This window comes from Enterobacter sp. UNJFSC 003, assembly GCF_036903355.1.
In the GTDB taxonomy this organism is placed as follows: Bacteria; Pseudomonadota; Gammaproteobacteria; order Enterobacterales; family Enterobacteriaceae; genus Enterobacter.
The window spans coordinates 279,880-292,136 of sequence record NZ_JBAKHK010000003.1 but is presented as its reverse complement, the minus strand read 5'-3'; the positions used below and the strand labels follow the sequence as shown (position 1 = coordinate 292,136).

The 12,257-nt window shown below is 53.5% G+C and carries 10 protein-coding genes and 1 pseudogene; 8 read left to right on the top strand and 3 right to left on the bottom strand.

What is annotated here, in order from left to right:
- The first annotated feature begins 121 nt into the window (after positions 1-121).
- From clpX to V5P19_RS11540, 7 genes and pseudogenes are all read left to right on the top strand, one after another.
- Positions 122-1,396 (top strand): ATP-dependent protease ATP-binding subunit ClpX, encoded by a 1,275-nt coding sequence (gene clpX / locus V5P19_RS11570; RefSeq protein ID WP_334403334.1) that lies wholly within the window; start codon positions 122-124, stop codon positions 1,394-1,396.
- A 184-nt stretch (positions 1,397-1,580) separates the two neighbouring features.
- Positions 1,581-3,935 carry an endopeptidase La gene (gene lon / locus V5P19_RS11565; protein WP_006809878.1) on the top strand — a complete coding sequence of 785 codons (2,355 nt, stop codon included), beginning with the start codon at positions 1,581-1,583 and terminating at the stop codon, positions 3,933-3,935.
- A 210-nt stretch (positions 3,936-4,145) separates the two neighbouring features.
- Positions 4,146-4,418 (top strand): nucleoid-associated protein HU-beta, encoded by a 273-nt coding sequence (gene hupB / locus V5P19_RS11560; protein ID WP_010428111.1) that lies wholly within the window; start codon positions 4,146-4,148, stop codon positions 4,416-4,418.
- A gap of 211 nt (positions 4,419-4,629) precedes the next feature.
- Positions 4,630-6,501, top strand: a complete 1,872-nt coding sequence (ppiD, locus tag V5P19_RS11555) for a peptidylprolyl isomerase (RefSeq protein ID WP_334403325.1) — start codon at positions 4,630-4,632, stop codon at positions 6,499-6,501.
- A gap of 148 nt (positions 6,502-6,649) precedes the next feature.
- Positions 6,650-7,030: a helix-hairpin-helix domain-containing protein gene (locus V5P19_RS11550; protein WP_334403323.1), complete on the top strand. Its 381-nt coding sequence runs from the start codon at positions 6,650-6,652 to the stop codon at positions 7,028-7,030.
- A 97-nt stretch (positions 7,031-7,127) separates the two neighbouring features.
- Complete coding sequence (locus V5P19_RS11545) at positions 7,128-7,526, top strand: YbgC/FadM family acyl-CoA thioesterase (RefSeq protein WP_334403321.1); 399 nt, start codon at positions 7,128-7,130, stop codon at positions 7,524-7,526.
- A 69-nt stretch (positions 7,527-7,595) separates the two neighbouring features.
- A pseudogene (locus V5P19_RS11540) lies at positions 7,596-7,763 on the top strand (DNA-binding protein); the annotation flags it as partial.
- 2 nt (positions 7,764-7,765) lie between these two features.
- Here the strand turns inward: V5P19_RS11540 and queC are convergent.
- On the bottom strand, positions 7,766-8,461 hold the full coding sequence (queC, locus tag V5P19_RS11535; protein WP_334403319.1) for a 7-cyano-7-deazaguanine synthase QueC: 696 nt from the start codon (positions 8,459-8,461) through the stop codon (positions 7,766-7,768).
- 66 nt (positions 8,462-8,527) lie between these two features.
- On the bottom strand, positions 8,528-10,228 hold the full coding sequence (locus V5P19_RS11530; RefSeq protein WP_334403317.1) for an SgrR family transcriptional regulator: 1,701 nt from the start codon (positions 10,226-10,228) through the stop codon (positions 8,528-8,530).
- Between the two features lie 102 nt (positions 10,229-10,330).
- Here V5P19_RS11530 and cof point away from each other — a divergent pair, with 102 nt between their 5' ends.
- Positions 10,331-11,149: an HMP-PP phosphatase gene (gene cof, locus V5P19_RS11525; protein ID WP_334403315.1), complete on the top strand. Its 819-nt coding sequence runs from the start codon at positions 10,331-10,333 to the stop codon at positions 11,147-11,149.
- A 40-nt stretch (positions 11,150-11,189) separates the two neighbouring features.
- On the opposite strand, the gene V5P19_RS11520 is transcribed toward cof, so the two are convergent.
- Positions 11,190-12,236 carry a PLP-dependent cysteine synthase family protein gene (locus V5P19_RS11520; RefSeq protein ID WP_334403313.1) on the bottom strand — a complete coding sequence of 349 codons (1,047 nt, stop codon included), beginning with the start codon at positions 12,234-12,236 and terminating at the stop codon, positions 11,190-11,192.
- Between the last annotated feature and the right edge of the window lie 21 nt (positions 12,237-12,257).

Here is a 12,257-nt window from a genome sequence, read left to right as displayed (position 1 = left end):
GCGACGCGAGTGTGCCGCTATACTAAGGTAGGGCGGCACGCTGCTGTAAGCAGCTTGCGTCTGAGAATGGCATTTGCGTCGTCATGTGCGGCACAAAGAACTTAAAAAGAGGTTTGGACTCATGACAGATAAACGCAAAGATGGTTCGGGCAAACTGCTGTACTGCTCTTTTTGCGGCAAAAGCCAGCATGAAGTGCGTAAACTGATTGCCGGGCCGTCCGTGTATATCTGCGATGAATGTGTCGACTTATGTAATGACATCATTCGCGAAGAGATTAAAGAAGTAGCGCCTCACCGTGAGCGTAGCGCGCTGCCAACACCGCATGAGATTCGTCATCATCTTGACGACTATGTCATCGGTCAGGAGCAGGCGAAGAAAGTGCTGGCGGTAGCGGTATACAACCACTACAAACGTCTGCGTAACGGTGACACCAGCAATGGCGTGGAACTGGGCAAAAGTAACATTTTGCTGATCGGCCCAACTGGCTCCGGTAAAACGTTGCTGGCAGAAACGCTTGCGCGTCTTCTGGATGTTCCGTTCACTATGGCGGATGCGACCACCCTGACCGAAGCCGGCTATGTGGGTGAAGACGTTGAAAACATCATTCAGAAACTGCTGCAGAAGTGTGATTACGACGTGCAGAAAGCACAGCGCGGGATCGTCTACATCGATGAGATTGACAAAATCTCCCGTAAATCGGACAACCCGTCGATCACCCGTGACGTTTCCGGTGAAGGCGTACAGCAGGCACTGCTGAAGCTGATCGAAGGTACGGTTGCCGCGGTTCCACCGCAGGGCGGTCGCAAGCATCCGCAGCAGGAGTTCTTGCAGGTTGATACCTCCAAGATCCTGTTCATCTGTGGCGGAGCTTTCGCAGGGCTAGATAAAGTGATTTCTCACCGTGTTGAAACCGGCTCCGGCATTGGTTTCGGCGCGACGGTGAAGGCCACGTCAGAAAAACCGAACGAAGGTGAACTGCTGTCGCAGGTTGAACCGGAAGATCTGATCAAGTTCGGTCTGATCCCTGAGTTCATTGGGCGTCTGCCTGTTGTGGCAACGCTGAATGAGTTGAGCGAAGACGCGCTGATTCAAATCCTGAAAGAGCCGAAAAATGCGCTGACCAAGCAGTATCAGGCATTGTTCAATCTGGAAGGCGTTGAGCTGGAATTCCGTGACGAAGCGCTGGACGCCATCGCGAAGAAAGCGATGATCCGTAAAACCGGCGCGCGTGGTCTGCGTTCCATCGTTGAAGCGGCGCTGCTGGATACCATGTACGATCTGCCTTCTATGGAAGACGTTGAGAAAGTGGTTATTGACGAAGCCGTAATCGGCGGTCAGACCAAGCCACTGCTGATTTACGGGAAACCGGAAGCACAGCAGGCATCTGGCGAATAATTCACCAAATCATACAAGCAGTTAATCAAAAAGGGGGGATTTTATCTCCCCTTTACTTTTTCCGTATTCATGGCGTTGAATGTAGGGGAAACATCCCCATATACTGGATTACATGTTAATGGTTGTGTGAAGCACAGTTACATGACCAGATTACCTGGCGGACACTAAACTAAGAGAGAGCTCTATGAATCCTGAGCGTTCTGAACGCATTGAAATCCCCGTATTGCCGTTGCGCGATGTGGTGGTTTATCCGCACATGGTCATACCCTTATTTGTAGGGCGGGAAAAATCTATCCGTTGCCTCGAAGCCGCCATGGATCATGATAAAAAAATCATGTTGGTTGCGCAGAAAGAAGCATCAACGGATGAGCCGGGTGTAAACGATCTTTTCACCGTCGGGACCGTGGCCTCTATTTTGCAGATGCTGAAGCTGCCTGACGGCACCGTGAAGGTGCTGGTAGAAGGCTTGCAGCGTGCGCGTATTACCACTTTGTCAGACGATGGCGAACATTTCTCTGCCAAGGCAGAGTACCTTGACTCGCCTGAACTTGATGAGCGCGAGCAGGAAGTGCTGGTGCGTACCGCGATTAGCCAGTTTGAAGGCTACATCAAGCTGAACAAGAAAATCCCACCAGAAGTGTTGACGTCGCTGAACAGCATTGACGATCCTGCACGTCTGGCGGATACCATCGCTGCACATATGCCGCTGAAGCTGGCTGACAAACAGTCTGTGCTGGAAATGTCCGACGTTAATGAACGTCTGGAATACCTGATGGCGATGATGGAGTCTGAAATCGATCTGCTGCAGGTTGAGAAGCGTATTCGCAACCGCGTGAAAAAGCAGATGGAGAAATCCCAGCGTGAGTACTATCTGAATGAGCAAATGAAAGCCATCCAGAAAGAGCTCGGCGAAATGGATGACGCCCCGGACGAAAACGAAGCGCTGAAACGTAAGATCGATGCGGCGAAAATGCCGAAAGAGGCAAAAGAAAAAGCCGAAGCGGAACTGCAGAAGCTGAAAATGATGTCTCCGATGTCGGCAGAAGCGACCGTTGTCCGTGGTTATATCGAGTGGATGGTGCAGGTTCCGTGGAATGCCCGCAGCAAGGTCAAAAAAGACCTGCGTCAGGCTCAGGAGATTCTGGACACCGACCACTACGGCTTAGAGCGCGTGAAAGACCGCATTCTTGAGTATCTCGCGGTACAAAGCCGTGTGAACAAAATTAAAGGCCCGATCCTGTGCCTGGTGGGACCTCCTGGCGTCGGTAAAACCTCTCTGGGTCAGTCCATCGCGAAAGCGACGGGACGTAAGTATATCCGTATGGCGTTGGGTGGCGTACGCGATGAAGCGGAAATCCGCGGTCACCGCCGTACCTACATCGGTTCTATGCCGGGTAAACTGATCCAGAAGATGGCAAAAGTGGGGGTTAAAAACCCGCTGTTCCTGCTCGATGAGATCGACAAAATGTCCTCGGACATGCGTGGCGACCCGGCCTCTGCTCTTCTGGAAGTGCTTGATCCAGAACAGAACGTGGCGTTTAGCGATCACTACCTGGAAGTGGACTACGATCTGAGCGATGTGATGTTCGTCGCGACGTCTAACTCCATGAACATTCCGGCTCCGCTGCTGGACCGTATGGAAGTGATCCGCCTTTCCGGTTACACCGAAGACGAGAAGCTGAACATTGCGAAGCAGCACCTGCTGCCGAAACAGATTGAGCGTAATGCCCTGAAAGCCAACGAGCTGACCGTTGAGGACAGCGCGATTGTTGGCATTATTCGCTATTACACCCGTGAAGCAGGCGTGCGTAGCCTTGAGCGGGAAATCTCGAAGCTGTGTCGTAAGGCGGTTAAACAGCTGCTGCTGGATAAGAGCCTGAAACATATCGTGATTAACGGCGATAATCTGCACGCGTATTTGGGCGTTCAGCGCTTCGACTATGGTCGTGCGGACAACGAAAACCGCGTTGGCCAGGTGACCGGTCTGGCGTGGACGGAAGTGGGCGGCGATCTGCTGACCATCGAAACCGCCTGTGTGCCAGGTAAAGGTAAGTTGACCTACACCGGCTCGCTGGGTGAAGTCATGCAGGAGTCCATCCAGGCTGCACTGACCGTGGTACGCGCGCGCGCGGAAAAACTGGGTATCAATCCAGATTTCTACGAAAAACGCGACATTCACGTTCACGTACCGGAAGGGGCAACGCCGAAAGATGGCCCAAGCGCCGGTATTGCCATGTGCACCGCTCTGGTCTCCTGTCTGACAGGGAACCCGGTGCGTGCCGATGTGGCGATGACGGGGGAAATTACCCTGCGTGGTCAGGTTCTGCCAATTGGTGGGTTAAAAGAAAAATTGCTGGCGGCACACCGTGGAGGGATCAAAACCGTATTGATTCCTTACGAGAATAAACGCGATCTGGAAGAGATTCCGGACAACGTGATTGCCGATCTGCAGATCCATCCGGTGAAACGCATTGAGGAAGTTCTGACTCTCGCACTGCAGAATGAACCCTCCGGAATGCAGGTTGTAACCGCAAAATAGTGACCTCGCGCAAAGAGCGCCAATAAAAACAAGGTTGGTAAGTCAATTCGGACTTGCCAGCCTTTTTTTGTATAGCTAATTTAGATTGCTGATTAGGCCAGCCATCAACAACGGGTGTTGTAAGGTCATGGCAGGCCTGATATAACTGCTGCGCGGTCGCGTTGTGAAGGATTCAGGCGCGATATAAATTATAAAGAGAGGAAGAGAACAGTGAATAAATCTCAACTGATTGACAAAATTGCTGCTGGTGCTGATATTTCTAAAGCTGCAGCTGGACGTGCGTTAGATGCATTAATTGCTTCTGTTACTGAATCTCTGCAGTCTGGGGACGACGTTGCACTGGTAGGCTTCGGTACTTTTGCTGTTAAAGAGCGTGCTGCCCGTACTGGCCGCAACCCTCAGACCGGTAAAGAGATCACCATTGCTGCCGCTAAAGTGCCGGGTTTCCGTGCAGGTAAAGCGCTGAAAGACGCAGTAAACTGATTGCTTTCCCGTTTCAGGGAAGCCAAAAGTACAAGGGCGCATCATTTGATGTGCCTTTTTTGTTTGTCCATACCTGATTTGTGCGAGTTTATGCGAGTTGTGGGCTGACAATTGCCCTGTTTTCTTGTCACAATACGTCTTTACGCGCGACGGTCAGGATTTTCCGTCAGCGTCAGGTAACCAGTCACCTACAGCGGAGTGTTGTCACACCATGATGGACAGCTTACGCACGGCTGCTAACAGTCTCGTGCTCAAGATTATTTTCGGTATCATTATCGTGTCGTTCATTTTGACCGGCGTGAGTAGCTACCTTATCGGCGGTGGCGCAAACTATGCCGCAAAAGTGAATGGCCAGGAAATCAGCCGTGGACAGTTCGAGAATGCTTTCGCCGGTGAACGTAACCGTATGCAGCAACAGCTGGGCGATCAATTCTCTGAGCTAGCGGCGAATGAAGGTTATATGAAAACCCTGCGTCAGCAGACGCTGAACCGCCTTATCGACGAAGCGCTGCTGGATCAGTACGCTAAAGACTTAGGCCTGGGCATCAGCGACGAGCAGGTTAAAAAAGCCATCTTCTCTACTCCGGCGTTCCAGTCAAACGGCAAATTCGATAACGCTCGTTACAACAGCATTGTGAACCAGATGGGCATGACTGCAGATCAGTATGCACAGGCGCTGCGTAACCAGCTGACGACTCAGCAGCTGATCAATGCGGTTGTTGGCACCGATTTCATGCTCAAGGGTGAAACTGACGAACTGGCCGCGCTGGTGGCTCAACAGCGTGTTGTTCGTGAAGCAACCATTGATGTGAATGCGCTGGCGGCAAAACAGCAGGTTAGCGACGCAGAAATTAACGCGTTCTACGAGCAGAATAAAAACACCTTCGTTGCACCAGAGCAGTTCCGCGTGAGCTATATCAAGCTGGACGCAGCTGCGCTGCAGGCAAACGTGTCTGACGCGGATATCCAGTCTTATTACGATCAGCATCAGGATCAGTTCACTCAGCCGCAGCGTAACCGCTACAGCGTTATCCAGACCAAAACCGAAGCAGATGCTAAGGCGGTTCTGGATGAACTGAACAAAGGAGCTGATTTCGCCACCGTCGCGAAAGCAAAATCTACCGATATTATCTCTGCCAAAAACGGCGGAGATATGGGCTGGCTGGAAGATGCAACCACCCCAGATGAGCTGAAAAATGCCGGTCTGAAAGACAAAGGCCAGCTGTCCGGAGTCATCAAATCTTCGGTCGGTTTCCTGGTCGCGCGCCTGGACGATATCGAAGCCGCAAAAACTAAACCGCTGGCTGACGTGCGTGATGATATCGCCGCGAAAGTGAAGCAGGAAAAAGCACTGGATTCATTCTATGCCCTGCAACAGAAAGTGAGCGATGCGGCGAGCAACGACAATGAATCCCTGGCGGGTGCGGAGCAGGCGGCTGGCGTGAAAGCGGTTGAAACAGGCTGGTTCGGTCACGACACCCTGCCTGAAGAGCTGAACTTTAAACCGGTTTCTGATGCCATCTTTAATGGTGGCCTGATCGGCGAGAACGGCGCGCCGGGCAGTAACTCAGACATCATTACCGTCGATGGCGATCGTGCGTTCGTTCTGCGTGTCAGCGAGCACAAAGCTGAAGCGGTAAAACCGCTGGCAGACGTGAAGGATCAGGTTGTTGCGCAGGTTAAGCACAACAAAGCGGTTCAGCAGGCAAAACTGGATGCTGAGAAGATCGTTGCAGATCTGAAAGCAGGCAAAAATGATGCGCTGAAAGCAGCAGGCCTGAGCTTTGGTGAGGCGAAAACGCTGAGCCGTACCGGTCAGGATCCCATCAGCCAGGCGGCATTTGGTCTGAGCCTGCCGGCGAAGGACAAGCCAAGCTTCGGTACCACGACCGATATGCAGGGTAACGTTGTTCTGCTGGCTCTGGACGAGGTAAAAGCGGGCACGATGCCAGAAGCGCAGAAGAAAGCGATGGTGCAGGGCATTACTCAGAACAATGCCCAGATCGCTTTTGAAGCGATGATGAGCAACCTGCGTAAAGAAGCCAAAATTAAGCTGGGCGATGCGATCACTCAGCAGCAATAATTACGTATCTGCTCGCAGATTTTCGTAACGCACTGCAAAAACTAAAGGCCGCTTTCGCGGCCTTTTCCATATCTGGAATCTGCTGTTTGTGCCTGTTTTTCCTTGCGGCTATCGTGACGTGGCTGTCAACAAACAAGGAGAAAACAGCATGAAACGTGGAATCAAAGCACTGTTAATTACGCTGGCTATTGCCACTACCGGGATGACCACTGGCGTACTGGCTGCAACCCCCGCGGCCAAAACGCAGGCTATGCAGAGTAAATCCGACCCAACCGCGCAGTCACCCTTACACGTCAAAGCAGCTGACGCCAGTAACAATACCGAGGACGACGGCACGCGAGTCAGCATTAATTCGGCGTCTGCAGAAGAACTCGCTCGTGCAATGAATGGCGTAGGGCTGAAGAAAGCGCAAGCTATCGTCAGCTACCGAGAAGAGTATGGCCCCTTCAAAACTGTCGACGATCTCAAGCAGGTTCCGGGCATGGGCAGTTCCCTGGTTGAGCGCAACCTCTCACACCTGACGTTGTAATCACATAATTACTTGCACAGCGGCAAAAATTTGCCAGAATAAAGAGGTCATACCAGTTATGGCCTCTCATCCTATAATAACGCTTAAGGCATGCGCTATGCAGACAAAAATAAAAGTACGCGGTTTCCACCTCGATGTTTACCAGCATGTGAATAACGCTCGCTATCTCGAGTTTCTCGAAGAGGCCCGCTGGGACGGATTGGAAAACAGCGACAGTTTTCAGTGGCTGACTGCACACAACATCGCGTTCGTGGTCGTCAATATCAACATCAACTATCGTCGCCCGGCCGTGTTGGGGGATGTCCTAACCGTGACCAGTCAGGTACAACAGCTGAACGGTAAGAGCGGCATACTGAGTCAGGTCGTGACGCTGGATCCTGAGGGGCAGGCGGTAGCCGATGCGCTGATCACTTTTGTCTGTATCGATCTGAAAACCCAGAAGGCGCTGCCGCTGGAAGGGGAGTTGCGCGAAAAGCTGGAGCTGATGATCGTATAGATATTTGTCTTTTATAAATGACAAAAGGCATTTTCAGAGATTGAATAATGGACAGGGATGATGTGGTTGCGCGTTATTGAAGCCCGGGGTGGCATCGGCGAGACCTCCGCTAAAGCCGGGTTGTCGCGACAGCAGCTATACCGAACGTTATCCGACAACGGGAATCCAACGCTGACGACTCTCATGAAAGTTACGCGTGCTGCCGGCGTAAAACTGTTCGACAGCACGGTGAAGTAACGTTAATTCAGCCCGGTCTTTGTCTGCATCGCAGCCATCACGCCAGCTTTATCGGCCAGATAGTGATTTAAGCCGTTAGCGCGCAGATTACACGCGGCACACTGACCGCACCCGTCGCCTTTAATCCCGTTGTAGCAGGTCAGGGTTTCGCTGCGGACCAGGTCCAGCTTGCCCCAGTAGTCTGCGAGCGCCCAGGTTTCCGCTTTATCCAGCCACATCAGCGGCGTTTCGAAGCGCGTCTCTTTCGCCATCCCCAGATTGACCGCATGATTTAGCGCTTTCACAAACTCATCACGGCAGTCCGGATAGCCGGAGAAGTCGGTTTCACACACGCCGGTGATGACCGCTTCGGCTTTTACCTGGTAGGCGTAAATCGCCGTCAGGGTCAGAAAGAGAATGTTACGGCCCGGCACAAAGGTATTCGGAATACCACTGGCATCGGGCTCGTAGTCAGGAACCGGAATACTGTCGCGGGTGAGGCTGCTGACGGCCAGTTCGTTTAACAGCGTAACGTCCAGCACCTTGTGCGCGCGGGCACCCAGTTTCAGGGCCAGTTCACGGGCTACATCGATTTCAGCGCGATGGCGCTGGCCATAATCGAAAGTGACGCAGTGAACTTCATCATATTGATGAAGGGCCTGGACCAGGCAGGTAGTGGAATCTTGTCCTCCGCTGAACACGACGACGGCACGTTTCATAAATCATCTCAACAGTTACGGTAAAAACGCCATGTTACCGTCTGACTCCGACGGCGACCAGCTTCTTCACGATTTGGGGGCGGGGATCCAGGCTTCGGTGAAATCAAACCAGCCGCGGGTGTTCAGTCTTATGCCGTTTACGCCCGGCGGGGCGCTGATTTGATACTGATAGTTAAATAGCGGTGTCAGCACCGCATTTTCCATGAGCCGGGTGAAGATGGCTTTTAGACCCGCATGCCGGACCAGTTCATCGGCCTGGGTCTGAACAGCGTCCAGGGTGGCCTGTAGATGGGCGTATTGCGACGCGCTCAGCAGGTGCGGCCAAAGCGTATCGCAGCGTAGCCACTGTTCGAGCGTATATTCCGGCGCTTCACCTATCAGCCTGTCACCCATCATGATGTCTGCGTCAGCAAGCCGCTGGCATCCATCCCAGGTTTTGGCGTCGTGAAAGATAACGGTGAGATCGCAATCCTGCTTCGCAAGATACTGCTTTAGCTGATCTGCCATGGTGTGTAATTCAACGGGCAAATGATAAATTAGCGTCAACTTATCAGGTAAAGCCACCTCCGTTAAATCTGGCCACTGAGGGATTTTCCAGCCGGGGAGCAGTTCCTCGGTTGGGGTGATGAGTCCTTCGTTTAGCGGCAGCGTGTGCAGCAGCGCCGAGAGGTGAATAATGTTGATCAGCCGCTGTGCCTGCATTTCACTCAGACGCACGCTCTGCTTCAGCGTAAGGTAACAAAAACCCAGGCTAATGCTATTGCTCACCTGCCGCAGGCTCTCAAGTTCATCAGGCTCGCCGATGGCGATTTGTACCGGATGGCGACAGCTTGTTCCCAGCCCGTAGTCAAACAGCGTTGGCGTGATCCAGTACTCAATCGCCTTTAACAGCGGGTGGCTAAGATGGTACTGCTCGTGGCTTTCCAGCCGCACCAAATCGGGATCGAACGCGCTCAGCCTGAAAGGGCCGCTGCCGGTCATGGGCTGATCTGGGTGGGCAAGACGGCTGCAGTAAGTTGCAAGCCGGTGCGCCAGCCAGTAATCCGGCTGATGCAAAATAAACGTCAGGCACTGCGGATGGGTGACGTCAATGCGTAAGACGCTCTGGAACAGTTTTCGCAGGGCCGGGAGCGCCAGCAGCGCCATCAAGGCTTGCTGAAGCTGTACCGTCTCGATTTTATCGCCGTTATGCCAGTGCAGCGTGGAGCGAATATAAAAATGCCAGCGCAACCCGTCTGGGGACACCTCCCAATGATGTGCTAAATCGCCCGTGGGTTCGTTGCTATTGCCTTTAAAGCGCGTCAGCCCGGAGAAAACGTGCCCTGCCAGATGTTGCTCGGCCCGGCCAGGTAAAAAGCCTGGCTCAAGAGGATCCAGCGAACGGTAATAGGGGATACGCAGCGTCGGGGTGTCGTTTTGCCAGTGCCCGCCTAAAAAAGGATGCAGTAACGTGCGTAACTCCCCTGGGGCCAGTTGAGCCAGCTCAAGGGCGTTGTGCTGCTGCCCGCTTTTTAGCGCCTCTTCCATCATCGCATTGCGCAGCGAGTCTGGGGTTACGTGGAATATCAGCTCGCCGCGCTTGCCGCGGCCAGACTGGGCATGCCAGCTTAGCCAGCCTGCGTCCTGCGCCTGGCGAAGCAATGTACGGACATGCCGTTCGCTGCAAAAACAGCGGCTGGCAAGCTCGGTGATGGTAGCCCGCTGGGGGGCTCCCTCAGAAGGCAACCATAGACGGTGATACTGGTTAAGACGGTTTAGCTGGCGCATGATAAACCCGGAACAATAATTATCATCTATTCACTATTACATCCGTATATCCCACGTAATATTGATGCACAAGTTAATTGCATCACATTTTCGGGAGTAATCATGGCCAGGCTCGCTGCGTTTGATATGGACGGCACGTTATTAATGCCGGATCACCGTTTAGGGGAGAAAACCCTGAACACGTTGAAGCGCCTGCATGAACGTGATGTCACCCTGACGTTTGCCACTGGCCGACACGTGCTGGAGATGCGTCATCTCCTGGGGGCATTATCCCTTGATGCATTTTTGATCACCGGTAACGGGACGCGGATCCATTCCGTTGAAGGGGAGGTGTTGCACCGTCAGGATCTCACTCCGGACGTGGCGGATATCGTGCTTCACAGCACCTGGGACACTCAGGCCAGCGTACATGTTTTTAACGATGAAGGCTGGTTTACCGGGCGAGAAATCCCTGACTTATTACACGCTCACGTCTACAGCGGATTTAAATATCAGCTTATCGATTTACGTCGAATTCCTGCCCATGCGGTAACCAAGATCTGTTTCTGTGGCGATCATGACGATCTCTGTCGCCTACGCATTCAGCTAAACGACGCGTTGGGCGATCGGGCTCATCTGACCTTCTCGGCAGTAGATTGTCTGGAGGTGCTGCCGGTTGGCTGCAACAAAGGGTCTGCCCTGGCGGTACTGAGTGACCATCTGGGGTTGACGATGCAGGAGTGTATGGCATTTGGCGATGCCATGAACGACCGCGAGATGCTGGGTAGCGTCGGTCGCGGTCTGATTATGGGGAATGCGATGCCGCAGCTGATTGCGGAGCTACCTCATCTGCCGGTTATTGGTCACTGCCGTAATGAAGCGGTGTCCCACTTTTTGACGCATTGGCTGGACAAAAACAACCTCCCATATTCCCCCGAATAGTGAGACCCTTCCAGCAAGCCAGGCTTCGGCCTGGTTTTTTTTATTTCACAAGCTGTGCAATCTGCGCTTTCCACGGCTCTATGTCGCCGATGTTGGCCCGCACCCATTCCGCATTGTAATAGGTCTCCAGGTAGCGTTCACCGCTGTCGCACAGCAGCGTGACGATAGAGCCGGTCTGGCCCTCTTCACGCATGCGCGCGGCAAGCTGCAGCGCCCCCCACATATTGGTGCCGGTCGATGCGCCAACCTTGCGGCCAAGCTGCGTCTCTAGCCAGTGCGCAGTCGCAACGCTTGCGGCATCCGGCACGCGCAGCATCTCGTCAACAACGTCAGGGATGAATGATGGCTCAACGCGCGGACGGCCAATCCCTTCGATCTTGCTTCCGACCGGGCTGCGCAAGCCGGCATCGCGGCTCTGCCAGTAGTCGAGGAAGACCGAGTTCTGCGGATCGACCACCATCAGTTTGGTGTCATAACCCTGGCAGCGGATATAGCGTCCGATGGTGGCAGACGTCCCGCCCGTTCCGGCACTCATCACAACGTAAGACGGAACCGGGTGCGGCTCATGGGTCATCTGGCGGAAAATGCTGTCGGCGATGTTGTTATTGCCGCGCCAGTCGGTGGCCCGCTCTGCGAACGTGAACTGGTCCATATAATGGCCGCTCAGCTCGCGCGCCAGCATTTCAGAGGCCGCGTAGATTTCGCAGGCGCTCTCCACAAAGTGGCAGCGTCCGCCGTAGAATTCAATCTGCTCGATTTTGCGCTTCGCGGTGCAGGACGGCATCACGGCGATAAACGGTAGCCCAAGCAGGCGGGCAAAGTAGGCTTCTGATACTGCCGTTGAACCGGATGACGATTCAATGATGGTGGTGCCTTCTTTAATCCAACCGTTACATAAACCGTATAAGAATAGCGAGCGTGCCAGGCGATGCTTCAAGCTCCCCGTAGGATGCGTGCTTTCATCCTTCAGGTAGAGTTGAATACCCGCGAAACCCGGCAGCGCCAGGCGGATCAAATGGGTGTCCGCCGAGCGCTGGTAGTCGGCATTGATTTCGCTGATGGCATGTTTAACCCAGGTGCTATTCATCGTGTTTATCCGTTTGTCATT